24 protein-coding genes are annotated in these 26242 nt (G+C 70.0%); 14 read left to right on the forward strand and 10 right to left on the reverse strand.

All coding sequences use genetic code 11. From position 1 onward, the window contains the following. The first annotated feature begins 36 nt into the window (after nt 1-36). The 4 genes from ACWPXE_RS08080 to ACWPXE_RS08095 all read left to right on the forward strand — a co-directional run bounded on the left by ACWPXE_RS08080 (nt 37) and on the right by ACWPXE_RS08095 (nt 2947). Nucleotides 37-828: a transporter substrate-binding domain-containing protein gene (locus tag ACWPXE_RS08080; RefSeq protein WP_035677591.1), complete on the forward strand. Its 792-nt coding sequence runs from the start codon at nt 37-39 to the stop codon at nt 826-828. Between the two features lie 79 nt (nt 829-907). Beyond that, nucleotides 908-1579, forward strand: a complete 672-nt coding sequence (locus ACWPXE_RS08085) for an amino acid ABC transporter permease (protein WP_454017395.1) — start codon at nt 908-910, stop codon at nt 1577-1579. Continuing rightward, nucleotides 1576-2235, forward strand: coding sequence for an amino acid ABC transporter permease (locus ACWPXE_RS08090; protein WP_094305082.1), 660 nt, complete (start codon nt 1576-1578; stop codon nt 2233-2235). The genes ACWPXE_RS08085 and ACWPXE_RS08090 overlap by 4 nt, the downstream gene beginning before the upstream one ends. Beyond that, the gene (locus tag ACWPXE_RS08095; RefSeq protein ID WP_040134624.1) at nt 2213-2947 is read left to right on the forward strand and encodes an amino acid ABC transporter ATP-binding protein; all 735 of its coding nucleotides are present in this window, start codon (nt 2213-2215) and stop codon (nt 2945-2947) included. Before ACWPXE_RS08090 ends, ACWPXE_RS08095 begins: the two co-directional genes overlap by 23 nt. A 169-nt stretch (nt 2948-3116) precedes the next feature. Here the strand turns inward: ACWPXE_RS08095 and ACWPXE_RS08100 are convergent, their stop codons facing one another. Beyond that, complete coding sequence (locus ACWPXE_RS08100) at nt 3117-3872, reverse strand: SGNH/GDSL hydrolase family protein (RefSeq protein WP_454017396.1); 756 nt, start codon at nt 3870-3872, stop codon at nt 3117-3119. Between the two features lie 394 nt (nt 3873-4266). Here ACWPXE_RS08100 and ACWPXE_RS08105 point away from each other — a divergent pair, with 394 nt between their 5' ends. After that, nucleotides 4267-5760 (forward strand): nitrilase-related carbon-nitrogen hydrolase, encoded by a 1494-nt coding sequence (locus ACWPXE_RS08105; RefSeq protein ID WP_454017397.1) that lies wholly within the window; start codon nt 4267-4269, stop codon nt 5758-5760. Next, a complete protein-coding gene (locus tag ACWPXE_RS08110) occupies nt 5757-6260 on the forward strand; it encodes a hypothetical protein (RefSeq protein ID WP_454017398.1) in 504 nt (167 codons plus the stop codon). Before ACWPXE_RS08105 ends, ACWPXE_RS08110 begins: the two co-directional genes overlap by 4 nt. A 5-nt stretch (nt 6261-6265) precedes the next feature. Here ACWPXE_RS08110 and ACWPXE_RS08115 read toward each other — a convergent pair whose 3' ends face one another. From ACWPXE_RS08115 to ACWPXE_RS08145, 7 genes are all read right to left on the reverse strand, one after another. Next, entirely contained in the window at nt 6266-8329 is a 2064-nt protein-coding gene (locus ACWPXE_RS08115; RefSeq protein WP_454017399.1) for an NAD(+) synthase, read from the reverse strand. A 172-nt stretch (nt 8330-8501) separates the two neighbouring features. Further along, the gene (locus ACWPXE_RS08120; RefSeq protein ID WP_454017400.1) at nt 8502-10196 is read right to left on the reverse strand and encodes a methyl-accepting chemotaxis protein; all 1695 of its coding nucleotides are present in this window, start codon (nt 10194-10196) and stop codon (nt 8502-8504) included. A gap of 30 nt (nt 10197-10226) precedes the next feature. After that, complete coding sequence (locus ACWPXE_RS08125; RefSeq protein WP_454017401.1) at nt 10227-11213, reverse strand: ornithine cyclodeaminase family protein; 987 nt, start codon at nt 11211-11213, stop codon at nt 10227-10229. After that, on the reverse strand, nt 11210-12058 hold the full coding sequence (locus ACWPXE_RS08130; RefSeq protein WP_454017402.1) for an alpha/beta hydrolase: 849 nt from the start codon (nt 12056-12058) through the stop codon (nt 11210-11212). Before ACWPXE_RS08130 ends, ACWPXE_RS08125 begins: the two co-directional genes overlap by 4 nt. Nucleotides 12059-12093: 35 nt before the next feature. Then, nucleotides 12094-12864, reverse strand: a complete 771-nt coding sequence (locus ACWPXE_RS08135; protein WP_454017403.1) for an ABC transporter ATP-binding protein — start codon at nt 12862-12864, stop codon at nt 12094-12096. 90 nt (nt 12865-12954) lie between these two features. Continuing rightward, the gene (locus ACWPXE_RS08140) at nt 12955-13959 is read right to left on the reverse strand and encodes an ABC transporter substrate-binding protein (protein WP_200528063.1); all 1005 of its coding nucleotides are present in this window, start codon (nt 13957-13959) and stop codon (nt 12955-12957) included. Between the two features lie 67 nt (nt 13960-14026). Further along, complete coding sequence (locus tag ACWPXE_RS08145) at nt 14027-14848, reverse strand: ABC transporter permease (protein WP_103040514.1); 822 nt, start codon at nt 14846-14848, stop codon at nt 14027-14029. Between the two features lie 157 nt (nt 14849-15005). Between ACWPXE_RS08145 and ACWPXE_RS08150 the strand changes: the two genes are divergently transcribed. Next, on the forward strand, nt 15006-15680 hold the full coding sequence (locus ACWPXE_RS08150) for a GntR family transcriptional regulator (RefSeq protein ID WP_454017404.1): 675 nt from the start codon (nt 15006-15008) through the stop codon (nt 15678-15680). 20 nt (nt 15681-15700) lie between these two features. Here the strand turns inward: ACWPXE_RS08150 and ACWPXE_RS08155 are convergent, their stop codons facing one another. Continuing rightward, nucleotides 15701-15877, reverse strand: coding sequence for a hypothetical protein (locus tag ACWPXE_RS08155; protein ID WP_349621067.1), 177 nt, complete (start codon nt 15875-15877; stop codon nt 15701-15703). A 99-nt stretch (nt 15878-15976) separates the two neighbouring features. Between ACWPXE_RS08155 and ACWPXE_RS08160 the strand changes: the two genes are divergently transcribed. After that, nucleotides 15977-16456: a VOC family protein gene (locus ACWPXE_RS08160; RefSeq protein WP_454017405.1), complete on the forward strand. Its 480-nt coding sequence runs from the start codon at nt 15977-15979 to the stop codon at nt 16454-16456. Nucleotides 16457-16488: 32 nt separating this feature from the next. Here the strand turns inward: ACWPXE_RS08160 and ACWPXE_RS08165 are convergent, their stop codons facing one another. After that, nucleotides 16489-17922 carry an MFS transporter gene (locus ACWPXE_RS08165; RefSeq protein WP_454017406.1) on the reverse strand — a complete coding sequence of 478 codons (1434 nt, stop codon included), beginning with the start codon at nt 17920-17922 and terminating at the stop codon, nt 16489-16491. Nucleotides 17923-18033: 111 nt separating this feature from the next. Between ACWPXE_RS08165 and ACWPXE_RS08170 the strand changes: the two genes are divergently transcribed. From ACWPXE_RS08170 to fhuB, 6 genes are all read left to right on the forward strand, one after another. Then, nucleotides 18034-18945, forward strand: a complete 912-nt coding sequence (locus ACWPXE_RS08170; protein WP_454017407.1) for a LysR family transcriptional regulator — start codon at nt 18034-18036, stop codon at nt 18943-18945. Between the two features lie 300 nt (nt 18946-19245). Further along, nucleotides 19246-20130 (forward strand): helix-turn-helix domain-containing protein, encoded by an 885-nt coding sequence (locus ACWPXE_RS08175; RefSeq protein WP_454017408.1) that lies wholly within the window; start codon nt 19246-19248, stop codon nt 20128-20130. A gap of 196 nt (nt 20131-20326) precedes the next feature. Continuing rightward, nucleotides 20327-22480 (forward strand): TonB-dependent siderophore receptor, encoded by a 2154-nt coding sequence (locus ACWPXE_RS08180; RefSeq protein WP_454017409.1) that lies wholly within the window; start codon nt 20327-20329, stop codon nt 22478-22480. A gap of 60 nt (nt 22481-22540) precedes the next feature. Continuing rightward, nucleotides 22541-23332 (forward strand): ABC transporter ATP-binding protein, encoded by a 792-nt coding sequence (locus ACWPXE_RS08185; protein WP_454017410.1) that lies wholly within the window; start codon nt 22541-22543, stop codon nt 23330-23332. Next, on the forward strand, nt 23329-24225 hold the full coding sequence (locus ACWPXE_RS08190) for an iron-siderophore ABC transporter substrate-binding protein (RefSeq protein ID WP_454017913.1): 897 nt from the start codon (nt 23329-23331) through the stop codon (nt 24223-24225). Before ACWPXE_RS08185 ends, ACWPXE_RS08190 begins: the two co-directional genes overlap by 4 nt. Continuing rightward, nucleotides 24218-26206 (forward strand): Fe(3+)-hydroxamate ABC transporter permease FhuB, encoded by a 1989-nt coding sequence (gene fhuB, locus ACWPXE_RS08195; protein ID WP_454017411.1) that lies wholly within the window; start codon nt 24218-24220, stop codon nt 26204-26206. The genes ACWPXE_RS08190 and fhuB overlap by 8 nt, the downstream gene beginning before the upstream one ends. Nucleotides 26207-26242 lie beyond the last annotated feature (36 nt).

Below are 26242 nucleotides of genomic sequence, written 5' to 3' on the forward strand. Positions count from 1 at the left end.
AGAACCGGCCGAACCAGCCAAAGAGGAGTTAGAGACATGAAGCGCAGGACCCTGCTCGCCCTGGCCGTCGCCGCCGTCGCCGGCCTGTCCATCGCCCAGGCCCCCGCGGCGCGGGCCGACGCCCTTCAGGACATCACCAAGCGCGGCACGCTGCGCGTCGCCGTCCCGCAGGACTTCCCGCCCTTCGGCTCGGTCGGCCCGGACATGACCCCGCTCGGCTACGACATCGACGTGGCCAAGCTGATCGGTGCCAAGATGGGCGTGAAGGTGGAACTGGTGCCGGTGACCAGCGCCAACCGCATCCCCTTCCTGCAGACCAACAAGGTCGATCTGGTCATCTCCAGCCTCGGCAAGAACGCCGAGCGCGAGAAGGTCATCGATTTCACCGACGCCTACGCGCCCTTCTTCAACGGCGTCTTCGCCCCGGCCGGCGTCACCGCCGCGAAGCCGGAGGATCTGGCCGGCAAGACCGTCGGCGTGACCCGCGGCGCCATCGAGGATCTGGAGCTGACCAAGATCGCCCCGGCCGACGCGGTCATCAAGCGCTACGAGGACAACAACGGCACCATCTCCGCCTTCCTGTCCGGTCAGGTCGAGGTGGTGGCGACCGGCAACGTCGTGGCGGCGGCGATCCTCGCCCGCAACCCGCCGAAGCGGCCGGAGCTGAAGTTCCTCATCAAGAACTCCCCCTGCTACATCGGTCTGAGCAAGGAGCAGCCGGCCCTGCTGGAGAAGCTGAACGGCATTCTGGCGGCGGCCAAGGCCGACGGCTCGCTGAACGCCATCGCGCAGAAGTGGCTGTCCGCCGACCTGCCGAAGGACCTCTGACGACGATGGAGCCGGGACGCCGCGGGTGGCTTCGACCCCCACGGCGGCCCGGCGTACGGGGGGCTGACCGGAGGGCCGCATGACCTACCGCTTCGATTATTCGTGGATCGCCGAATACTGGCCCGTCATCCTGAAGGGCCTGCTGACGACGGTCGAACTGACCCTGATCGGCACGCTGTTCGGGGTGGCGCTGGGCATCTCCTGCGCCTGGACGCGGTCGCTCGGCCCGCGCTGGCTGCGCCCGCCGGTCGTCGCCTATGTGGAGCTGATCCGCAACACGCCCTTCCTGATCCAGCTGTTCTTCATCTTCTTCGGCCTGCCGTCGCTCGGCGTGCAGATGACCGAGTTCCAGGCGGCGGTGCTGGCGATGGTCGTCAACCTCGGCGCCTACAGCGGCGAGATCATCCGCGCCGGCATCGAGGCCACCCCGCGCGGCCAGTTCGAGGCCGGGGCCAGCCTCGCCATGACGCGGTTCGAGACCTTCCGCCACGTCGTGCTGATCCCGGCGCTGCAACGGATCTGGCCGGCGCTGTCGTCGCAGATCGTCATCGTCATGCTCGGCTCGGCGGTGGTGTCGCAGATCGCGGCGGAGGACATCACCTTCGCCGCCAACTTCATCCAGTCGCGGACCTTCCGCGCCTTCGAGAGCTATTTCCTGACCACCGGCCTCTATCTGCTGCTGGCGCTGGCGCTGCGGCAGGCGCTGCGCGGCGTCGGGCGGATGCTGTTCCCGCGGAGGGCCGCGCGATGATGACCTTCACCCTGTGGGACATCCTGCGCAACCTGCTGCTGGCGGCGCGCTGGACGGTGGTCCTCTCGCTCGTCTCCTTCATCGGCGGCGGGCTGCTGGGGATGGCGCTGCTCTACCTGCGGATCGGCAAGGCGCGGGCCGGACGGATGTTCGTCCAGGGCTATGTCGAGCTGTTCCAGGGCACGCCGCTGCTGATGCAGCTCTTCCTCGCCTTCTTCGGGCTGGGGCTGTTCGGCATCGACGTTCCGGCCTGGCTGGCCGCCGGGCTGGCGCTGATCCTGTGGACGGCGGCCTTCCTGGTGGAGATCTGGCGCGGCTGCGTGGAATCGGTCGCCCGCGGCCAGTGGGAGGCGTCGGCCAGCCTCGGCATGGGCTACGTCCAGCAGATGCGCTACGTGATCCTGCCCCAGGCGGTTCGGGTCGCCGTCCCGCCCACCGTCGGCTTCTCCGTGCAGGTGGTGAAGGGCACGGCGCTGACCTCGATCATCGGCTTCGTGGAGCTGTCCAAGGCCGGCACGGTCGTCACCAACGCGACCTTCGAACCCTTCACCGTCTACGGGCTGGTCGCCCTGATCTACTTCGCGCTGTGCTGGCCCCTGTCCAAGAGCAGCCAGATTCTGGAAAGGAAGCTCAATGTCGCTCATCGCAATCACTGAGGTGAAGAAGCGCTTCGGCGACGTCGAGGTGTTGAAGGGGATCAATCTGGACGTCGAGCGCGGCGAGGTCGTCGCCATCATCGGCAAGAGCGGCTCGGGCAAGAGCACGCTTCTGCGCTGCGTCAACGGCTTGGAGATGATTGACGACGGCTCGATCATGGTGGCCGGCGCCCAGCTCATCAATGACGACCTCCACCTGAAGGCGCTGCGGCTGAAGGTCGGCATGATCTTCCAGCAGTTCAACCTGTTCCCGCACCTGTCGGCGGGGCGCAACGTCATGCTCTCGCAGATGGTCGTCAAGAAGACGCCCGCGGGCGAGGCGGAGGCGATGGCCCGCCGCATGCTGGAGCGGGTGGGGCTGGGCCACAAGTTCGACGCCTACCCCGACCAGCTCTCCGGCGGGCAGCAGCAGCGCGTCGCCATCGCGCGGGCGCTGTCGATGCAGCCGATGGCCCTGCTGTGCGACGAGATCACCTCCGCGCTGGACCCGGAGTTGGTGAACGAGGTGCTGGCCGTGGTGAAGGAGCTGGCCGCCGACGGCATGACGCTGATGATGGTGACCCACGAGATGCGCTTCGCCCGCGAGGTCTGCGACCGTGTGGTCTTCATGCACCAGGGCCGCGTGCACGAGATCGGCCCGCCCGAGGAGGTCTTCGGCAACCCCCGCACCCCGGAACTCCGGCAGTTCCTCGGGGCGCAACTGGTCGTCTGACGGGTGGGGATATCCCCTCTCCCGCCCCGGGAGAGGGAAGGGGCCCGCGCCGCAGGCGTGGGAAGGGTGAGGGTGTCGACAAGGATAAATCCCCGATCTTCGTGCGACCCTCACCCGCCCGCTTCGCGGGCACCCTCTCCCGGGGCGGGAGAGGGACTCTCAGACAGGCTCAGCGCGCCGCGGTCTTCTCGCTCACCACCCGCGGGGTGTCGATCATGTCGGCGACGAACTCCGCCAGGCAGCGGTAGCTGAGGTCTTTCAGGTGAAGGCCGTCGCTGCTCAGCACCTGATCGGCGGCGAAGTGGCGGCTTTCCAGCCACCAAGCCATGATGCGGTAGCGGTCGAGCACCGGAACGTCGAGTTCGCGGCCCAACGCGACCACGGTGGCCGCGTAGGCGGGGTAGGAGTCGACCTTGACCTCGCCGGGGAAGGACTGCGGGTTCATCAGGATGACGTCCGCGCCGGTCTTGCGGATGCGGGCGATGCCGTCGCGCAGGGTGGCGGCGAAGGCGTCGAGCGGCACCTTCTGGAAGCTGTCGTTGGTCCCGACCTGCCAGACCACGAGGTCCGGCTTGGCGGCCAGCACGTCCTTGTCGAAGCGGACGAGGTTGGCCCCCGCCGTCTCGCCGCCGATGCCCTTGTTCAGGACCTGGATGGCCGAGGTGGCGTGACGCTGCTCCAGAATGGCGTCGAGCTGGGCGGGATAGGTGGCGGCGACGCCGGTGGCCCCGACGCCCTCCGTGCTGGACGACCCCATCGCGACGACGGTCAGCGGCTGCCCGCCGGCCAGGGCGGACCGGCTGTGCGTCAGTCCGGCGGCGGCTGAATCCGCGCCGGGCGGGACCGGGCACAGCGCCGACGCGGCGGCGGCACCGCTCCACAAGACCCAAGCGGCCAACACTCCGCCAAGCACCCGTCCCGTCATGAGCCACGCTCCCCTGGTTTGCGCCGTCAAGGCGCTCTGTCTGGGAGCCATGGTCCGGCGATCATGGTTAATGCATCGCTAAGCGAGAGGGCGGCTAATCCCACTTCGCTCCTCGTCAAAAGGAATGCGTTGCCGGGCTCGTCTGTTTTCGGAATACGGACGAATGGGTGGGGCGCTGGCCTTTCTGGTCATGTGGCTGCTGTCCGCCGGCGTCGGGGCGTGGGGAGGTCCGGCGCGCGATCACCCGACAACGCAACCGCGAAACCAAGCCGCCGTTGTGCTGTTCAACAGGACGCATGCGGGTGCTTCAGGTGATCCAGCCCTCTCCCCGGAGGGGAGACGGGATGCCGATCGCGCCCGCTCGTCCATCCCGTCGCTTCGCGTGGTTGAAGGCATGCATCTGGCTGATCTGTTCGTCGCGCTGCGGCACCAACTGGATCGAGATCCGCAAGAGACCGAACGCGCGGCGCAGCGCCTGGAATTCGCACCGGATGATGCGGGTGGTGTGCTGCGCCGGCTGATGGCGCTGTTGGAGGCTGACGACGGCGCCGATCCGCTCAAGTCTTGGGTCGACACGTCCGACGAGTGGACGCCGCTGGACCGGCGCGTGCTGGCGGCCCAGGCCATCGACCAGTGGTTCGCGCCGCTGGCTTCGCGCTTCCTGCCGCGAAGCGCAGTGTCTGACGGTCATCTGCGGGCACGGCAATGGTACAAGCGGCACGGGCGCCTCAACGGCCACGCCGCCGACGGCCAGCTCATCCTGCGGCCCGGCCTGTTCGACCGCTCGGTGAACATCCGGGAGGTCACGCCCCTGCGCGAAACCTTCGACGTGGCCGACCTCTTCCACACCCTGCTTCTGCTGCCGCCGACCCTCGCGGCGGAGTGCCCCCACGGAGAGGACGGCGAACGGCCCGTCTCGCTGGCCTTCCATCGCGTCGCCGAGGTCGCCGACCAGTGTCCCAGCGATCCCGATTGGGCACCCGTCGTCGGCGTCGTCCCGCTCGCCCTGGCCGAGGACGACCTCGCCATCCGGACCTTTTCCCAGGACGGCGCGGACTGGTACGCCGCGGTTCCCGGTGACCTCGGCGCCCGTGCGGCGTCGGCCATCGACGCGTTGGCCGCCGAAGGCGCGACCATCGTCGTCTTTCCCGAGGTGACCGCCGATCCTGCCACGCTCGACGCCATCAAGGCGGCGGTGCGGCGTCACGCCGTGGACGGCCCGCTTCGCTACGTTCTCGTCGGCGTCCGGCGGGATGGGGAGGAGGGCGGCAAGCCGCGCAGCACGGCGGTCCTGCTCGACCGGATGGGAGCCGAGATTTTTTGCCAAACCAAGCTGCATTGCTGGGACCTCGACGCCGACCAGTGCCGCTCCTACGACGTGCGCGGCCCGGACGGCCGGCTGCTCGACGAGGCGAAGGAATTCATCGCGCCGGGGGACGGCGTCACCATCGTCGAGCTGCCCAACATGGGCCGGCTGGCGGTGATGATCTGCGAGGATCTCGGGCGCGAGCAGCCGGCGGCGTGGCTGTGCCGGGCCAAGCTGCTGGACTGGATCGTCACCCCGGTGATGGACGCCGGCCTGACGGAGGAGCGGTGGCAGGCCCAGGCCGGCGACGAGTCCTCCCGCGCCGGGTCGTGCCGGGTGGTGGTGGCGAACAGCATGTCCTTCTCGCACCGCTTCAACCGTGTCTGCGACGCCAATGGGGAGGATGACAAGCGCATCACCGACTGCGGGGTCGCGCTGTTCTTCCAGCCGCGCGCCGACCCGGCGCAGAGTTCGCGCATCCGGCGGCTGTCGCTTCCCATCGACGCGCCGGAGCCTGCTTGCGTCGCGGCGCGCTGGGAGCCACAACATTGGCCGGAGCTGAACACGGAGGGCTGTCCATGAGCGGGGAGGCGTATCGGGCTCTGGCCGACGATATCCGGGACGCCATCGCGGCCGGCCGCTGGGACGAGGCCGACACGGATATCGATACCTTTGCGGAAGAGGCGGCTCTTTGCCTCGTGCAGGATCGCGCCGCCGACCTCGCCGCTCTGGCGCGGGAGGTTGCCCGCTGCCACACGGCGCTGACATTGCGCGAGGACCGCGGCCCCGAGGCGATGCACCGGCTTGGGCAGCTCCGTGCCATCGCCGCGCTGGTCGCCGCCGGCCGGGCGAGCCGGCCCGCTCGCAGCGAGGTGGTGCTCGCCCAGGCCGGAACACCGACCGCGGCGGTGCTGCACGCCCTGGAGGGTGGTGCGAAATCCGGGCCGGCGCTGGTCGAGGCGACCGGCCTGTCGCACGACGCGGTGGCCCGCGCCCTGCCGGAGCTGCGCGCCGCCGGACTGGTCCGCTCCTGGCCAGCCGGGCGGCTGGTGATGAACGAACGGACCGGCGCCGCGGAGTAGCGCGGCTATTCCTTGGGGACTTCGCGCTCCAGCTCCTCCAGCCAGATGCGGGCGTTGCCGTCGGACGGCGCGCGCCAGTCGCCGCGCGGCGACAGGGAGCCGCCCGCCGTCACCTTCGGCCCGTTGGGCATGGCCGAGCGCTTGAACTGGCTGAAGCCGAAGAAGCGCTGGATGAAGACGCGCAGCCAGGAATGGATTTCGGCCAGCGTGTAGGCGCTGCGCTTCTCGACCGGATAGCCCGCTGGCCAGTCGCCGCGCGCCGGATCGGACCAGGCGTGCAGGGCGAGGAAGGCGATCTTCGACGGGCGCAGCCCGTAGCGCAGCGTGTAGAACAGGTGGAAGTCCTGAAGCTCGTAGGGGCCGACGACGGCTTCCGAACTCTGCAGGGCGCGGTCGCTGCCGGCGGGGACCAGCTCGGGCGAAATCTCGGTCGCCAGGATGTCGCCCAGCGTGTGCAGAACCTCGTCCTGGAACTGGCGGGAGCCGATCACCCAGCGGATCAGATGCTGGATCAGCGACTTCGGGACGCCTGAATTGACGTTGTAATGGGCCATCTGGTCGCCGACGCCGTAGGTGCACCAGCCGAGCGCCAGCTCCGACAGGTCGCCGGTGCCCAGCACGATGCCGCCCCGCTGGTTGGCGAGGCGGAACAGATAGTCGGTGCGCAGCCCCGCCTGGACGTTCTCGAAGGTCACGTCGTACACCGCCTCGCCGCGGGCGAAGGGGTGGTCCATGTCCTTGAGCATCTGGTTGGCGGCGGGACGGATGTCGAGTTCGTGGTGCGACACGCCGAGCGCGCTCATCAGGCGGAGCGCGTTGCCCTTGGTCTTGTCGCTGGTGCCGAAGCCCGGCATTGTGAAGGCGAGGATGTCGGTGCGCGGCTGGTCGAGCAGGTCCATGGCGCGGGCGGCGACGATCAGGGCGTGGGTGGAATCCAGCCCGCCCGACACGCCGATCACGATGCGCGGCATGCCCGTCGCCCGCAGCCGCTGGACCAGCCCGGCGACCTGGATGTTGTAAGCCTCGTAGCAGTCGAGCTCCAGGCGCTCCCGCACCGCCGGCACGAAGGGGAAGCGGGGGACGTTGCGGCGCAGCCCGATGTCTCCGCCGGGCGGATCGACGCGGAAGGCGACCCGGCGGAAAGCCGTCCCGTGCAGGCGGCGGTTGTCGTCGAAGGTGCCCATGCGCAGCCGTTCCTGGCGCAGCACGTCGAGGTCGACGTCGGCGACGGCCATCTGGGCGCCCTTGGGAAAGCGCTCGGTCTCGACCAGCGTCTCGCCGTTCTCGAAGATCGACGCCTGCCCGTCCCAGGCCAGATCGGTGGTCGATTCCCCGGCCCCGGCGGAGGAGTAGAGATAGGCGGCGATGCAGCGCGCCGATTGCGACTTGCAGAGCAGGCGGCGGGTCTCCGCCTTGCCGATGGTGATGTTGCTGGCCGACAGGTTCGCCAGGACCATCGCCCCGGCCAGGGCCGCCTCGGAGCTGGGCGGGACGGCGACCCAGAGATCCTCGCAAACCTCGGCGTGGACCACCAGCCCGTCGATGTCGTCCGCCTGGAACAGCAGGTCGGGGCCGAAGGGGGCCTCGTGGGCGCCGATGCGGATCGTGCCGCCCTCGGTGCCGGCGCCGGACGCGAAATGGCGGCGCTCGTAGAATTCCCGGTAATTGGGAAGATGGACTTTGGGAACCACGCCCAGCAGCCGGCCGCGATGCACGGCGACCGCCGTGTTGTAGACTCGGCCGGCGTGGCGCAGCGGCGCGCCGACGAGGATCAGCGGCATCAGGTCGCGCGATTGCTCCACAAGGTGGACGACGGCGCTCTCCACGGCGTCGAGCAGGCAGTCCTGGAGGAACAGGTCGTCGATGGCGTAGCCGGACAGCGCCAGTTCGGGGAACAGCGCGACCGCGACCGCCTGTTCGTCGCACTCCCGCACGCTGTCGAGCACCGCCGCGGCGTTCGCCATGGGGTCGGCGATGGTGCAGGGCGTCGTGCAGGCGGCGACCCGGGCCATCCCATGGCGGTAGAGTGATCCAAAGCTCAGGGTCCGAGCCGCGCCGTCAACCGTCATCGTGATCCTCTCCCAACCGGTCCTGCGGTAATGCACACAAGAGAGAAACCGGCGGAGGCCGCCGGTCGTCTCGCCCGCCGCATTCTGGCGGTTGCCGGCGCGGCGCTCAACCCATTGATCATGGCCCATTGATCAGGGCCGATTGGTTATGGCCGATGGATTGGGGGAGGGATCAGGCTGTCTTCACCTCGGCGATGAAGGCGTCGACGCTGCCCTTGAGGGCCACGGCGCGGCCGGCCACCTCGCGGGCGGATTGCAGGACCTGCGCCGATCCGGCGGCCGTCGATTCGGAGGCGACGCGCAGCGTGCCGATGGTCCCGGTCACCTCCGCCGTGCCCTGCGCCGCCTGGACGGCGTTGCGGCCGATCTCGGCGGTGGCGGCCCCCTGCTGCTCGACGGCGGCGGCGACGGCGGTGGCCATCTCGTTCAGGCGGAAGATCACCGTGGCGATGGTCTGGATGGCCGACACGGCGCCGCCGATGGTCTCCTGCATGGAGCCGACCTGGCTGCGGATCTCGTCGGTCGCCTGCGCCGTCTGGTTGGCGAGCTGCTTGACCTCGCTCGCCACCACGGCGAAGCCCTTGCCGGCCTCGCCGGCGCGGGCCGCCTCGATGGTGGCGTTCAGCGCCAGCAGGTTGGTCTGGCTGGCGATGCCCTGGATGAGGTCGATCACTTCGTTGATGCGCTGGCCGGATTCGGTCAGGGCGCCGACCCGCTCCTGGGCCTGCTGGGCCTGCCGCGTCGCCTCGTCGGCGAAACCGCGCGCCTCGTTCATCTGGCGCGACACCTCCTGCACGGTGGAGGTCATCTCCTCCGTCGCGGCGGCGACCGTCTGGACGTTGGCGGCGGTCTGCTCGGCGGCGGCGCCGACGACGGTCATCCGTTCCGACGCCTGCTCCGCCCCGGCGGACAGGGAGTTGGCGGTGGCCTCCAGAGCGGCGGCGGCGTCCTTCATGACGTGCAGGGCCTCGCCGACCTCGCGGTCGAAGCGCAGGATCGTCGCGCCGACCGCCTCGGCGCGGTCGAGCTTGTGCCGGGCCTCGGCCTCCTGCTCCGCCTGGATGCGCTGGCGGTCGAGTGCGTTGTCCTTGAAGACGGCGAGCGCCCGCGCGATGTCGCCGACCTCGTCGCGGCGGTCGGCGCCGGTGATGACCACCGTCAGGTCGCCGCCGGACAGACGGCGCAGGCAGGACACCGCCTCCACGATGGGGGCGACGATGCCGCGCGCCGACAGCCAGCGCCCGATCAGCCCGCTGGCGAGGATGCCGAGCAGGGCGACCGCGGCGATCAGCCAGGTGGTCCGGTCGGCCAGTGCTTCCGCCTCCTCGGAGATCCGCGCCGTCTTGGCGACGGTGAGGCCGTTGTAGTCCTGGACGGCGCGGATCAGCGCCTCCACCTGCTCCTGGCTGCCGGAGACGTTGTTCAGCACCTCGCGCCGGGCGTAAGTGATGCCCATGTCGGCGTGCTTCTTCGCCGCCGCCACCGTGGCGTCCAGGCTGCTGACATAGGCGGCGTATTGCGTCTCGATGCCGTCCAGCAGCGGGCGCTGCTGCGCGTCGGCGGCGGAGCGGGCGTGCTCCAGATGAGCGCGGACCTCGGCCTTGCGGTCGGCGACGACCGCCTCGATGGTGGCGACGCTGGCCGGGTTGGCGCCCATCTGGTACTCGGCGCGGCTCAGCTCGACCAGATAGCGGTTCAGCCGGGCGCCCTGCGTCGCCTCGCGCCCCGCCTCCTCGACCCGGTTCAACTCCCCGCCGAGCGTGGCGAGGCCGTAGCCGCTGACCAGGGCGGTGGACACCGAAACGGTTCCCAACACCACGACGATGCCGAGAATCTTCCCGGCGATGCGCACATTCTTCAACTGCATGTCGGCCTCGGGCGGCGCCCAGTTTGGGTGTTAACGCGCTAAATCGATGCGGTGGATGGTGGAGCCGGCCTGGGTACCGGAGTCGCTATCGGCGGCGCGGACGGCCCAGGCGGCGATCGCCAGATCCTGGATGCCCATGCCGGTGGAATCGAAGACGGTGATCTCGTTCGCGCTGGCGCGGCGGGGCGCCTTGCCCTCCAGCACGTCGCACAGCGTGCCGCGGATGGTTTCGCGGGTCAGGCCATGCGCCACCGCGTGCTGGCATTCGCCGAGCGCCGAGGCCTGCGCCCAGTCGTCCACCCAGACGGCGGCGCCGAGCAGGATCGCCGGGTCCAGCTCCTGCTTGCCGGCGGTGTCGGCGCCCATGGCGCAGATGTGCGTGCCGGGGCGGACCCAGCCGGCCTGGACCACCGGCTCGCGCGCCGTCGTCAGGGTGACGAGCACGTCGGCGTTGCGCGTCGCGGTCTCGGCGTCCACGACCTCGACGGACAGCCGCCCAGCGAAGGAGGCCGCCAGTTCCTCGGCCCGCGCGCGGTCGCGGTTGGCCACCAGGACGCGGTCGAAGCGGCGCACCAGAAGCGCCGCCTCCAGATGGTGCGCCGCCTGCCCGCCGGTGCCGATCAGGGCGAGCACCCGCGCGTCGTGCCGGGCCAGCTCGCGGATGCCGATGGCGCAGGCGGCGGCGGTGCGCAGCCCGGTCAGGTGGTTGGAGCTGACCAGCGCCGTCGGGCAGCCGGTCTCCGGGTCGGTCAGCACGGTGGTGGACTGGTGGTTGGTCAGGCCGCGGGCGCGGTTTCCCGTCCAGTAGCCGCCGATCTTCAGCCCGAGCAGCCCGATGGCGAGGTCGCCGCCGGCCTTGATGCCGTAGACGTCCGGTCCCGGCAGCAGACGTTCGCGGACCACCGGGAAGTTGCGCGCCTGCCCGCGGGAGACTTCTCGGAAGGCCATGTCCATGGCGTCGATGGCGTCGGCGGGGGACACCAGACGGCGGGCGGCGTTTTCATCGATGACGATCATTCTTTTACTCCCGCGGCGTCGAGCACCAGCCGCGCCAGCGCGTCGTCCGCCCTTTCCATCCGTGCCATGATCGAGAAGTGATCCTCCCCGGCCAGCGTGTGATAGGTGCAGCGTGAGCCGCGGCACTGGCACAGCGTGGCGAAGTCGCGCGACTGGGCGATCCAGGCGGGCGTCTCCGCCGAACCGACGACGACCGTCAGGGCCGTGGCGGTGGACGGCGGGTGGCGCATCGGGCTGACCCCGTCGACCATCTCCGGGCGCAGCCCGATGGTCTCGTTGACGGTGATGTCCAGCACCGGCGCCAGCTCGTAGAGGCCGCTGATCAGGACGGCGGCCTTGACGGCGCCGTCCTCCAGCCGGTCCGCCCCGGCGTCGTCGGACAGCGCCATGGCGATCAGATGCGCCCCGGCGGAATGGCCCGACACGGTGAGGCGGTCGGGATCGCCGCCCAGCGAGGCGGCGTTGCGGTGAATCCAGCGCAGCCCCTCGCGGGTGCGCCGCGTGATCTCCGGCAGGGTCGCCGCCGGGCACAGGTCGTAATTCATGACCACGGTCGTGACGCCGCGCGGCACCAGCGCGTCGGCGACGTAGCTGTAGTCGGCCTTGTCGCGCCCGCGCCAATAGCCGCCGTGCAGGAAGACGTGCAGCGGGGCGCCGGGCGCGGCCGCCGGAAACACGTCGAGCGTGGAGAGCGGGCTGTCGCCATAGGCGATGTCGTAACGTCCGGCGTTCCGTTCCCGAGCGGCGCGGCTCAGCTCGGCGGCGCGCTCGGCGTGGCGCGCGAAGTCGGGAACGGAATGGCGGGGGTTGTACTGCCACTCGTGATCGTCAGGAACGACTGACACGATGGGACCTCCTGGGTTCCGGAGAAGGGGGGCGCTCAGACCAGATCCATCAGCTGGGTCCACAGCTGGTGCCGCTTGGCGACGTATTCCGGCGTGTCACGCAGCGCCTCGCCCAGGCTGGCGCGCGGGCGCGGGATGTCGATGGGCACGATCTCGCGGATGCGGCCGGGGCGGGGCGACATGACCACCACCCGGTCGGCGAGGCAGACGGCCTCGTCCACGCTGTGGGTGACGAAGAGGATCGTCTTGCCCATGCGCTCGGTCAGGCCGAGCATCTCGTTCTGCAGAATCTCGCGGGTCAGCGCGTCGAGCGCGCCGAACGGCTCGTCGAGCAGCATGATCTCCGGCTCGATCGCCAGGGCGCGGGCGATGCCGACGCGCTGCTGCATGCCGCCGGAGAGCTGGTGCGGGAAGCGGTCGCCGAAGCCCTTCAGCCCGACCGTGGCGAGCACGCGCTCCGTCGTCTCGCTGTGGCGGTTCGGCGGGATGCCCTTGGCTTCCAGCGCGAAGCCGATGTTCTGGGCAGCGGTCAGCCAGGGCAGCAGGCCGTATTGCTGGAAGACGAAGCCGCGGTCGTGGCCGGGGCCGGTGACCGGCTTGCCGTCGATGCGGATCTCGCCGCTGGTCGCCGTCTCCAGGCCCTGGATGATGCGCAGCAGCGTGGTCTTGCCGCAGCCGCTGGGCCCGACGAAGGCGATGAATTCACCCTCCTCCACGTCCAGGTCGACGCCGTCGAGCGCCGTCATCGACGGCCCTCCGGACACCGGGAAACGCTTGGTCAGGTTGCGGACGGACAGCTTGGGCATGGGACGGCACCGGGTCTTGAAGCGGGACGGCGGGCGGAATGGGGCAAAGCGCGGGAGGGGGCCGGCGGTGCGACGCCGGCCCCGACGGGATTACGGCTGCTTGTAGGTGCCGATCTCCGCCAGCACCTCCTGGACGATGCTGGTGTCGAGCACCTTCTCGGCCGGGTGGACGGCCTTCTGCAGGCCGCCTTCGACGTTCAGCTCCTGCATGTACTTGGCCTGATCGGCGGTGACGGTGCCGTTCGGGTTCCAGATGCCGCCGACCTTGTAGAACTCGTAGAATTCGGCGAGCTGCTCGTCGTTGTAGTCGAAGTGCTTCTTCGCGACGTCCAGCGCGCCCTTCTCGTTGTCGAAGATCCAGCGGGTCGCCTCCAGCTCCGCCTTGACGAAGCGCTTCAGCACGTCGCGCTTCTTGGCGATGGTCTGGTCGTTGACGTCCCAGGGGGTCATCACGTAGTTGGGCAGCTTCTTGGAGACGACGAACAGCACCTTGGCGTTCTTGTCGTGCGCGGCCTTCGGGTCGTAGTTGGAGACGGTCGCGTCGATGGTGCCGGTCAGGATGCCGTTGATGCGGGCCGAGGAGCCCTTCAGCGAGACCCACTGCACCGACTTGATCTGGTCCTCGCTCATGCCGGCCTGGCGCATCAGGGCGGTGATGACGACGTGCGGCAGCGAGCCGGGGGAGGAGATGCCGACCTTCTTGCCCGGCAGGTCGGTGACGTCCTTCACGCCCGACGCGGCGTTGGCGTAGAAGGCGTAATGCAGGCCGGTGTGGACGCCGCCGATGGTCTTCAGCGTGCCGCCCTTGTCGGCCGCCGCCAGCGTCTCCGACATGCCGGCCTGGCTGATGTCCAGTTCCCCGGCGATCAGCGAGCGCACGGGGATGGAGCTGTCGGCGATGTGCACCAGTTCCACCGTCAGGCCGTTCTTCTCGTAGAAGCCCTGGTCCTGCGCGACGAACTCGACGAGGTTCAGGAACATCTTGGCCGGCATGCCGATCTTCAGCGCGTCGGCGGCGAGCGCGGCGGTGCTCATCGCCACGGAGAAGGCACCCGCCAGCAGGGCGGCCTTCAGCGAACGGGACATCATGCTCATGATCCCTCTTCCTTCCTCAATCCGGTGTGGTGTGGGGCGCGTGTGGTGCGGGGGGGAGGCGGGCCGGTCAGCGGCGGCGCCAGCGGCCGAAACGCTCTTCGACCTTTTGAACGAGAACCGTCAGCGCGTTGGCGAGCAGGGCCACCACCAGGACCGGGGCGAAGGCCTTGGCCGTCTCGAACGCGTTGGTGTAGTTGATGATCAGGCCGCCGAGGCCGGAGATGGAGGTCAGGAACTCCGCCACGATCATCGCGATGATGCCGCGGCCGAGCGCGATGCGCAGGCCGCTCGCCACGTAGGGCAGGGCGTAGGGCGCGATGATCTGGCGGTAGACCATGAACCGCGAGGCCATGAAGGCCTTGCCGATGTCCAGATAGTGCCGGTCCACGTTCTTCACGCCGGTGACCGTGTTGATGATCACCGGGAAGACCGCGAACAGGATGATGATCGTGATCTTGGCCAGGAAGCCGATGCCCACCCACAGCATCAGGATGGGGATCAGCGCCACCAGCGGCATGGCGTAGAGCGCGTTGATGTAGGGATCGAGGATCACCTCCACCGTGCGGTTCGTGCCCATCGCGAAGCCGACCACGATGCCGATGACCGAGGCGATGACGAAGCCCAGGACGAAGGTCGACATGCTGTCCAGCGTCGCCGAGAGCAGTTCGCCGTTCAGCAGCAGCTCCCAGGTCGCCACGGCGATGTCGCTGGGCACCGCGACCAGCAGCTTGTTCGCGTCGCGCGCCGCGAATTCCCAGACGGCGAGCAGCAGGACCAGCGTGCCGATTTGAAGCAGCCGCTCGCGGCGCCTCTGCCGGTTGGGGTCGGACGCGGCCTCAGGCTCGCCGGCGCTTTTTGAAACGGCGCTCGCTTGTGCACTCCGCTGCACGCCTGCCTCCTGTGTGCGAGGTGATGGTATGGTGTGGTGGGTGTGGCGTTTGGCCCTCTGGGCCGCCGCCTTGGACCGTCGTTGATACGTATGCTAATCGAAGGTGGTAGTGTGGCGCAAGCATATCGTCATACTGTCTGACAAGAAGAGAAACTTTATGTCAAATTTGCCGATAAATATTGTCCGCGTCGCCGCTCCCCTGCGTCAGCAGGTGATCGACCTGTTGCGCGCGGCCATCGCCGACGGGCGCTATTCGCCCGGCGACCGGCTGGTCGAGCGCGAGCTGTGCGAGACGTTGCAGGTCAGCCGCCCGATCCTGCGGGAGGCCCTGCGCCAGCTGGAGGCGGAGGGGCTGGTCCACAACGTGCCCCAGCGCGGGCTGGAGGTGGTGACCCTGACGGCGGAAGATGTCCGGCAGATCTATCAGGTGCGCGGGGCGCTGGAGAGCCTGGCGGCGGCGGAGTTCATCGCCCAGGCCAAGCCGGAGCAGTGGGCGATCCTCGCCGACGCCATGGCGGCCTTCGAGGCGGCGGCGGCGGAAGGCGTGCCGTCGCGCATCCGCACGGCGAAGACCATGTTCTACGACACGCTGATCGCCGGCTGCGGCAACCCGACGATGGCGCAGATCCTCAAGGCGCTGCACAACCGCATCCAGCTGCTGCGCGGGGTGTCGCTGGCCGAGCCGGGGCGGCTGCCCAACACGATCCGCGAAATCCGCGAGATATTCGAGGCGATGACCGCCCGCGACACGGTGCGCACGCGCCAGCTCTACGACGAGCACATCGCCAGCGCCGCCCGCGTGACCATGCAGGCTTTAGCCGCCGGACGATAATGCCTGGGCGATAAGGGCGGTCAGGCGCCGCCGATGCCCTCGGTGAAGGTCTCGCCGGTCCTGGGGTCGATGTCCTCGCCGGTTCCCGGCGTGCCGGGCGCGGCCTCGTCACGGTCGCTCGCCGGCTTTTGGCTGTCGGGGTCGTAGCTGCGCGGGGGATGGACGGCGGTGTCGTCCGGCTTCTTCGGGTCGCTCATGCGCCACCTCTGGGAAAGGGATTGCAACCTTCCCGTCAACAAGGGCGGCGGCGTATCCTCACGCGCATCGGCAACGCACCGACAGGGAAGGGACACGCCATGACGACCGCCAAAAACACCATCTGCCTCTGGTACGACACGGACGCGGAGGCCGCGGCCCGCTTCTACGCCACGGTCTTTCCCGACAGCGCGGTGGGGGCCGTCCACCGCGCTCCCGCCGATTACCCGTCCGGCAAGACGGGCGACGTGCTGACGGTGCAGTTCACGGTCGCCGGCATTCCCTGCCTCGGCCTCAACGGCGGGCCGACGTTCAAACACAACGAAGCCTTCTCGTTCCAGATCGCCACCGACGACCAGGAGGAGACCGACCGCTATTGGAACGCCATCGTCGGCAACGGCGGGCAGGAAAGCGCCTGCGGCTGGTGCAAGGACCGCTGGGGCGTCTCCTGGCAGATCACGCCGCGCGTGCTGACCGAGGCGCTGGCGGCCGGCGGCGACGAAGCCGGGCGCGCCTTCGCGGCGATGATGGGCATGACGAAGATCGACGTCGCTGCGATCGAGGCCGCGCGGCGCGGCTGACGATCCCCGAAGAGAAGGATCACCGGCCGGACTCAGCGGCCGGGGGCCGGCGCCTCCACGGCCTCCGCCGCGCCGCGCGGGGGAACGCGCAGCAGGCTGGTCAGCCCGCCCGCCAGGGTGAGGGCGGCGGCCACGGCGAGGCCGAGGCGCGGCGCCGCCTCCGGACCGGACAGCAGTGAGAACAGCACGGTCATGAGCACCGCGCCAGCGGTCTGCCCGACCAGACGCGCGGTGCCCTGCATCCCTCCGGCGGCGCCGCTGCGCGTCTTAGGCACGGTCAGCAGCATGTTGCGGTTGTTGGGCGTCTGGAACAGCCCGAAGCCGAAACCGCACATCACCATGAAGGCCAGCAGCGGCCGCGGGTCCTGCCCGAGCGGCCAGACCGCCGTCAGGGCAAGGCCGGCGGCGAGGAGAAGGCCGCCCACGGCACACAGCCAACCCGTTCCCACCCGGTCGGACAGCCGGCCCGCGATGGGTGCGGCGACGGCGGTCGCCAGCGGCCACGGCACCAGGAACAGCCCCGCCGTGACGATGTCCTGGCCGAGCCCGTGCTGCAGATAGAAGGGCAGGGCCACGGCGGCGGCCATCTGGCCGGTGAAGCAGAGGACGGAGGCGACCACCGACAGGCGGAAGGAGCGCACCCGCAACAGATCGAGCGGCACCAGCGGCGCCTCGCGTTCCTTTTCGCGCCGGACCAGCCCGGCAAGGCAGAGCGCCGCGGCCAGCAGCAGCGCGCCCCCGCGCAGGGGCTGCGTCGCGACGGTTTCGGCCCCCATCACCAGGGCGGCGAAGAATCCGGCGTTGAGGGCGACGCTGGCGGGATCGAGGCGGCGCTTGGTTCCCGCGACGGCGGGCAGCGCGCGGGCGGTCGCCAGAACCACGATCCCGACCGGGATGTTGATCGCGAACAGGACGGGCCAGGGGGCGACGGCGAGGATGCCCGCCCCGATCGTCGGCCCTGCGGCCGAGGCCAGCGCGATGGCCAGGGCGTTCCAGCCGATGGCGGCGCCGAGCAGCCGCTGCGGATAGACGAAGCGCAGCAGCGCGACGCCCAGCGCCATCACCGCCGCCCCGCCGAGCCCTTGCACGAAACGCGCGGCGATCAGCCAGGGCAGCGTCGGCGCCAGGGCGCAGCCGGCGGAGGCCGCGGTGAACAGCAGCACCCCGCCGGTGAACACCCGGCGGTGCCCGAGACTCTCGCCGAGGGCGCCGACGGGCAGGAGCGCGATCACCAGCGCCAGTTGGTAGGCGGTGATGATCCAGACGGTGTCGGCGGGCGGAACCTCGAGGGTGCCGGCGACGGTCGGCAGGGCGATGTTGGCGATGGCGCCGTCGAGCACGACGAGCACGATCGCGGCGATGACGGACGCGCCGGCCACGGCGCGGCGGGGCATGGGCAGCCCGTCCGGATGCGGGCCTTTCGGGTGCATGGTTTCGGGCGTTCGGGCGATGGGGGAACGGGGCATCGGCGTCTCCAACAGGGGTTGGATCAATCTCGCTCTCCGCGTGGCATGGCGGAAGACGCCGCCTGTGCAGGTTATTCCTGCATCGAACGCCATGTGTTAGCCTCGCGCTCCATGGCCGATCCCGATCTCAACCTGCTCATCGCGCTCGACGCGCTGTTGTCGGAGGGCAGCGTCGTCAAGGCGGCGCGACGGCTCGGCCTCAGCGACTCCGCGATGAGCCGCACCCTGGCGCGCCTGCGCGAGGTCACCGGGGACCCGCTGCTCGTCCGGGCCGGACGCGGCCTCGTCCCGACGCCGCGGGCCATCCAGCTGCGGGAGCGGGTGCCCGGTCTCGCCGAGGAGGTCCGCGCGGTGCTGCGTCCGGCGGAGGTCATCGACATCGCCCGGCTGGAGCGCAGCTTCACCCTGCGCGCCAGCGAGAGCTTCATCGAGGTCTACGCCGCCCGGCTGGTCGGCCGCGTCGCCGCCGAAGCCCCCGGCGTCCTGCTGCGCTTCGCGCCGCGGGGGAACCGCGACGCGCAGGCGTTGCGCGACGGGCTGATCGACCTCGACATCGGGGTGCATTCGGAAACCACGCCGGAGCTGAAGGTGCAGAGCCTGCTCCGCGACCGGCTGGTCGCCGCCGTGCGGGAGGACCATCCGCTGACCCGGTTGGGGACGGTGACGCCGGAACAGTACGCCGCCTGCGGGCATGTGCTGACCTCGCGGCGCGGGCTGGTGCGGGACCGGATGGACGAGGCGCTGGCCGCCCTCGGCCTCGCGCGCAAGGTGGCGGCGGTCGTGCCGAGCTTCCCGGCGGCCCTGGCGATCGTCCGCGCCTCCGACCTGACCGCCCTGGTGTCCGAGCGTCAGGTCGCCGCGGGCGTGGCCGGGGTCCGCACCCTGCCGCTTCCCATTGCCCTGGATGAGGTCGTGGTGACGCAGATGTGGCATCCTCGGCAAGACGCCGACCCGGCCCACCGCTGGCTGCGCGGGGTGGTGCATGGCGCTTGCCGTGAGTCGGCGGGGGGCGGCATCATTTGACAAGCGGGAATTGGGTGGCAGGAGGCGACAGTGGAGGGTGCCGAATGTCTGAAAAGCGCCATCACCGGACCCCAGAGCCCACCCATAATCTTGCGTTTTGACGCCCTGCCCCACGCCTCGGCGCCTCCTGCCGGTCAATCTACACATTACCCAGCCGTCCCCCCCCACCACACTTCGCCCGTGTGGCAAAGCACCAAGTAAGAATGCGACTTGTTCGCAATTGCATATTGCCCTATAGGTCTGGCGGCTCGGGGGAGGATTCCGGGGATCTGTTCAATCCGGTGGCTGGGAGGCCGATCCATGCCGTTCCATCCCAGAATGCAAAGCAGCACGGAAGGCTTCACCATCCTCGGGGACCTTCAGTGGCGCGCCTGGAACGGGATGATCGCCGACGTCTGGAACGTCGCCTGCGATCAGAACGGCCAGGGCGAGTATGTCTCCGAAGCCCCGCGGCTGGTGGTGGTCCTCGATCAGGTGGGGGAGGGCGGGCTGCACGTCACCGCCTCGCCCGGCCGGGGCGAGTCCGGCCGGCTCAGCCGGCGCGAGCCGCTGAGCTATGTGCCCGCCGGTCTGCGGGTGTGGTCGCGCACGGTGAACGTCCGCCGGCTCACCCATCTCGATCTCCATTTCGACATGTCCGTGCTGGGGGGCCGCTTCGTGGACGGGCTGGATGTCCGGGGCATGGAACGGCCGCGTCTGAATTTCGCGGATGAGCGGCTGTTCGCGCTGGCCCGCCTGATCGCGGCGGAATGCCGGACGTCGGCGAACCTGCACGACCTCTATGGCGAGAGCCTGATGGCCGCGCTGTTCGTCGGCCTCGCGCAGGCGGAGCCCGTCGCCGAACGCAAGCGGGGGCAGTTGCCGCCGCGCCAGTTGAGGCGCGTCACCGACTACATCGAGGAGCATTGCAGTCGTCCCATCCGCCTGCAGGAACTGGCCGAACTGACCGGCTTGTCCACCACCCATTTCTGCACCGCCTTCAAGGCTTCGACCGGCCTGCCGCCCCACAAATGGCAGATGCGGGTCCGCGTGGAGCGGGCCAAGAGCCTGCTGACCGGATCGGACATGACGCTGGCCGCCGCCGCGGTGACGGCTGGCTTCTCCGATCAGGCGCACCTGACGCGCGTCTTCCGCCAGATCGTCGGCACCACGCCCGCCGCGTGGCTGCGCAACCAGACCGGCTGAGCCGGGGCATCGCCCGGCGCACCGCCCGACGTACCCTGGAAGCGACGAATGCCGGAAGATCGTCCAACCCATCCAAAGACCGTTCAATCGCGCCGCTTCATGCACATGCTAATCATTCGCAACAACGAGGGCGCTTCGGGACCCGCCGGTCCGAAGGCGTTTCGCGGATGCCGCATACAGTCCGAGGCCGATTGCGATGAGTGATATTTCCAACAAGCGACTGACCCGCCTCCTTTTGAGCAGCACGGCGCTCGCCGCCCTGCTGGTGCCGGCGCTCGCCCAGGCGCAGGGAACGACCGCTCCGGCGGTCCTGGCGCCGGTGACCGTGGAGGGCGACCGGGCCGCCGACACCGCGACCAGCCCGGTCCGCGGCTATGTGCCCGGCCGCACGGCCACGGGGTCCAAGACCGACATCCCACTTGAGGCGGTCCCGCAGTCCGTCTCGGTGATCGGGCGCGAGGAGATGGACGACCGCGGCGCGCAGAAGGTCGACGAGGCGCTGCGCTACACCCCCGGCGTCTTCAGCCAGCCCTTCGGCCCGGACAGCGACACCAACTGGATCTTCATCCGCGGCTTCCAGGCGACGCAGACCGGCATCTACCAGGACGGGCTCCAGCTCTACAGCTACGGCTTCGGCGGCCAGTTCGTGGACAGCTACACGCTGGAGCGGATCGAGGTGCTGCGCGGCGCCTCCTCCGTCCTCTACGGCGGCAGCAATCCCGGCGGTCTGGTGAATTACGTCTCCAGGCGGCCCGGCGACACGCCGGTGCGCTCGGTCGAGGCGGGGATCAACCAGCACGGCACCGCCCATCTCGGGCTGGACGTCGGCGGCGCCATCGACCCGACGCTGAGCTACCGGCTGACCGGCCGCATCGCCGGCGGCGACAGCTACACCGACTTCGCGGACGGCTTCCGCGGCACCATCTCGCCGAGTTTCAAGTGGTCGCCGAACGACCGCAGCACGCTGACGGTGCTGAGCAACTACACCGACATCGACGAGACGCACAACGGCGGCGCCTTCCTGCCCTATGTCGGCACGGTGAAGCCGGCCCCCTTCGGGCGCATCGACCGCAAGGCCAACTTCACCGAGCCGGACATCGACACCTACCGGCGCCGTCAGGCTTCCATCGGCTACGAGTTCGAGCACCGCTTCGACAACGACCTGACCTTCCGCCAGAACGCCCGCTATGGCTACAGCCGGGTCCACGAGGTCACGGTCTATCCCTTCGGCTACAACGGCTTCTCGGCGGTGCCGACCGACCCGGACAACCTGCTGTCGCGCATCAATTTCGAGCACACGACCAAGGTCAACGCCTTCCTGATCGACAACCAGCTCGAATCCAAGTGGCAGACCGGACCGGTCGCCCACACGGCGCTGGTCGGCGTCGACTACAAGTATTTCAAGATGGATCAGGTGCAGGCGTCCGGCTCGGCCACGCCGATCAGCGCCACCAACCCGGTCTACGGCGCCGCGCAGGGTCCGCGCTTCTCCTACATCGACCAGGAGCTGACGATGGGTCAGCTCGGCGTCTATCTCCAGGACCAGATGCGCTTCGGCCAAGGCTTCCTGGTGACGCTGAACGGGCGCTACGACATCGCCTCGACCGACGCCGACGGCACCCCCGCCTACGACGGCAAGGACGGGAAGTTCAGCGGGCGCGCCGGTTTGGCCTACGAGTTCGCCAACGGCGTGACGCCCTATGTCAGCGCCTCGACCTTCTTCAACCCGGTGCTGGGATCGTCGGCGGTGGCCGGCGTGTTCAAGCCGGAAACCGGCCAGCAATACGAGGTCGGCGTGAAGTACCGCCCGGCCTGGATGGACGCCATCTTCACCGCGGCCCTGTTCGACCTGACGCGCACCAACGTGGTGACCGGTCCCTTCAACGCTGAGACGCAGCTGGGCGAGGTCAATTCGCGCGGCATCGAGCTTGAGGCCAAGGCCAACATCACGCCGAATCTGAAGGCGGTGGCTTCCTTCACCGCGCTCGACCTCGACATCAAGAAGGACGCCAACCCGGCGCTGATCGGCAAGACCCCCTACATCGTGCCGCAGATCCAGGGCTCGGCTTTCCTCGACTACACCTTCCGGGAAAACGCGCTGGACGGCGTGTCGGTGGGCGGCGGCGTGCGCTACGTCGGCTCGTCCTGGGCCGACAACGAGAACACGCTGAAGGTCCCCGCCGCCACTGTCTTCGACGCGCGGATCGGCTACAAGCCCGCCGCCTGGGGCGTGAATCTCGCTGTCACCAACCTGTTTGACAAGGAGTATGTGGCGAGCTGCCAGACCCAGTTCTCCTGCGGCTACGCCGAGGGTCGGACCGCCCTGCTGACCGTCAACATGACGTGGTGACTTGAATCCCCCTCTCCCGGGACGGGAGAGGGTTTCCAGTAGGAACATTCAGAAAGACCGATGAGCCCGGACCAGACCCAACCCCTCTACGACCTCGCAGGCGTGAGCTTCTCCGTTGCCGGACGGGCGATCCTGTCGGGACTGTCGCTCCGGCTGGAGCAGGGGCGGATCTATGGGCTGGTCGGCCCCAACGGGTCGGGGAAGAGCACGCTGATCCGCCTGCTCGCCCGCCAGCAGCCGCCGGGCGGCGGAAGCATCCGCTGCCTGGGGACGGACCTCGCGCGGATCGGCGACCGCGACTTCGCGCGCACCGTCGCCTACATGCCGCAATTCACCCCGCCCGCCGAGGGCATGACGGTGCGGGAGCTGGTGGCGCTCGGCCGCTTTCCCTGGCACGGGGCGCTCGGCCGCTTCGGGGCGGAGGACGCCGCCAAGGTGGCGGAGGCCATCGCCGAAACCCACCTGGATGCCTTTGCCGACCGGCTGGTCGACAGCCTGTCGGGCGGCGAGCGGCAGCGCGTCTGGCTGGCGATGATGCTGGCACAGGACACGCGCTGCCTGCTGCTCGACGAGCCGACCTCGGCGCTGGACATCGCCAGTCAGGTGGAACTGCTGGGGCTGGTGCGCCGGCTGAGCCGGGCGCGCGGCATCGGCGCGGTCATCGTGCTGCACGACATCAACATGGCGGCCAGCGTCTGCGACGAGATCCTGGCCATGCGCAACGGCGCGCTGATCGCCCAGGGCACGCCGGACACCATCATGACCGGCGAGACGCTGGGGGCCATCTACCGCCTCGCCATGACGACCGTCCCGCACCCGGTGACCGGCAAGCCGATCGGTTGCGTGCTGTGACGGGGCGGGCGACGATCACCCGCCGCCACGCGCTGGGGCTGGCCGCCGGAGCGGTGCTGCTGCCCCGCCTCGGGCACGCCGCGTCCGGGCGCCGGGTCGCCGCCATCGACTGGGCGGGGCTGGAGACGGCGCTGGCGCTGGGCATCGTGCCGGTCGCCGCGACCGAACTGATCCAGTTCCGCAAGGTCGTCGTCGAGCCGGGGGTCCCGGACTCGGTGATCGACCTCGGTCTGCGCGGCACCCCCAATTACGAGGCGCTGACGCTGGCCGGGCCGGACCTCATCCTCACCTCCAACTATTATGAGGGGCAGCGGGCCAGCCTGGAGCGGGTGGCGGAAACCCTGTCGCTGCCGATCTACCAGCCGGGCGTGCCGCCCTACACGCTCGCCACCGAAGCGGCGCTGACCCTCGGCCGGGCGTTGGGTCGGGAGGCGGAGGCCCGCGCCTTCGTCGCCGGGGCCGACGCGGAGATCGCCCGGCTGGGCAACTCCCTGCGCGGCGGCGTCCGCCGCCCGGTTCTGGCGATCAACTTCGGCGATGCCCGCCATGTCCGCGCCTTCGGCGACGACAGCATGTTCGGCGCGGTGCTCCAGCGGTTGGGGTTGCGCAACGCCTGGGCGTCGCAATCGAGCTACAGCGCCGCGGCACCGCTGGGGATCGAGGCGCTGGCCCGCATGCCGGACGCCATCACCATCGTCGTTCCGCCGCTGCCCTCCGACGTGGTGCGCGGGCTGGACGACAGCGCCCTGTGGCAGGCCCTGCCGATGGTGCGGCAGAAGCGGGTGAGCGTGATCGAGCCGGTCAACCATTTCGGCGGGCTTCCGGCCGCCCTGCGCTTCGCCCGCCTCGTCACCGCCGCCCTGCTCCGTTTGGAAGGCGCGCGGCATGGCTGAGCGCATGGCATTCAACCGCATTCTGCTGTGGAGCGGGCTGGCGCTGGCCGCCGCCGCGCTGTCCGTCTGGCAGGTCGCCGGGCACGCCGCGGCGCCATCCATTCCCTTGCCGCCGGACGCCGCCTGGCTGGACGGTGTCATCCTCTATCACAGCGTGCTGCCGCGGATCGCGGTGGCGCTGGTCGCCGGGGCGGCGCTCGGCCTGTCGGGGCTGCTGCTCCAGCGCGTGCTGCGCAACCCGCTGGCCGAGCCCTCGACGCTCGGCGTGTCGGCGGGCGCCCAGCTCGCCCTGACGCTGGGGATGCTCTACGCCCCGGCGCTGATGGACCACGCGCGGGAGGGGGTGGCACTGGCCGGCGGACTGGCGGCGGTCGGGCTGATTCTCGCCATGACGTGGCGGCGCGGGCTGGAGCCGGTGGCCGTCGTGCTGGCCGGCATGATGGTCGCCCTGACCGCCACCATGGGCAGCGCCGCGCTGATCCTCGCCAACGGCGACTATCTCTTCTCCATCTTCATCTGGGGCGGCGGGGCGCTGGCCCAGCAGAGCTGGGGGCCGACGCTGACCATCGCCGTCCGGCTGCTGATCGGCGTCGGCGCCGCCGTCTTGCTGATGCGCCCGCTGGCCATCCTCGGGCTGGACGACGCCAGCGCCCGCAGCCTGGGCGTCGCCCTCAACGCCACGCGCTTCGGCGTCATCGGGGTCGCGGTCTGGCTGGCGGCCAGCGTGACGGCGGAGGTCGGGGTGATCGGCTTCGTCGGTCTGGCAGCCCCGGCGCTGGCCCATCTCAGCGGCGCGCGGACCCAGGGCCAGAGGCTGGTCGCCGCCCCGCTGATCGGCGCGCTCCTGCTCTGGCTGACCGACGGGCTGGTGCAGTTTCTGGCCGGGGTGGACGGGGAGCGGGTGCCGACCGGGGCGGCGACGGCGCTGCTCGGCGGCCCGCTGCTGCTCTGGCTGCTGCCGCGCCTGCGCATGTTCGAATGGCCGTCGCTGAACAGTCGTCCCGCGCCGTCGCGCCGCAGCCCGCACCCGTACCGGCTGATCGCCCTGTTCGCCGTCCTCGGCGCCGTCGCCGTGGGCCTCGCGCTCACGGTCGGCTACGGGCCGGGCGGCTGGACGTTGTCCACCGGCCCGCTGCTCGACACGCTGCTGGGCTGGCGCGGTCCGCGCGTGGCGGTCGCCGCGGCGGCGGGGGCGATGCTGGCCGCCGCCGGAATGGTGTTGCAGAGGGTGACCGCCAACCCGCTTGCCAGCCCGGAAATCCTCGGCGTCGGCACCGGGGCCGGCGTCGGGCTGACCGCCGCGCTGTTCCTCGTCGCGGCACCCGGCTTCAGCGTTCAGCTCGCCGCGTCGGCGGCGGGGGCGGTGCTGACGCTGGCCGCCATGCTGGCCCTGTCGCTGCGCGCCGGTTTCGGTCCGGAGCGGCTTCTGCTGGCCGGCATCGCCATGAGCGCCCTGTGCAGCGCCGTCCTGACCGCAGTCATCGCCACGGGCACGCCGCAGGCCTTCGCCCTGCTGCGCTGGCTGAGCGGCTCGACCAACGAGGCCGGTCCGGGCGACGCCTGGTTCTGCGCCGGTGTGGCGGTGCTTCTGTTGGCAACCCTGCCGCTGACCGCCAAGTGGCTGGAGATTCTGCCGCTGGGCGACGTGACGGCGCGGGCCGTCGGGTTGCCGGTGCGGCGCTGCCGCGTCCTGCTGGTGCTGCTGGCCGGGCTGCTGACCGCGGCAGCGGCGCTGTTCGTCGGGCCGCTGAGCTTCATCGGACTGATCGCGCCGCATCTCGCCCGGCTGACCGGGCTGGGCCGCCCGCTCCAGCAGGGGATCGGGGCCGTTCTGATCGGCGCCGGGCTGATGGTGGTGTCGGACTGGCTGGCCCGCACCGTCGCTTTCCCCTATCAATTGCCCCTTGGTCTTTTTGCCGCGCTGCTCGCCGGCCCCTATCTGGTCTGGCTGCTCGGCCGGTCCGACGCCCGCACCCCGTGAACCGTCCCGTTCACCCCTCTGCCGTTCCGCAATGAG

It is taken from the genome of Azospirillum sp. Marseille-Q6669 (assembly GCF_965111635.1).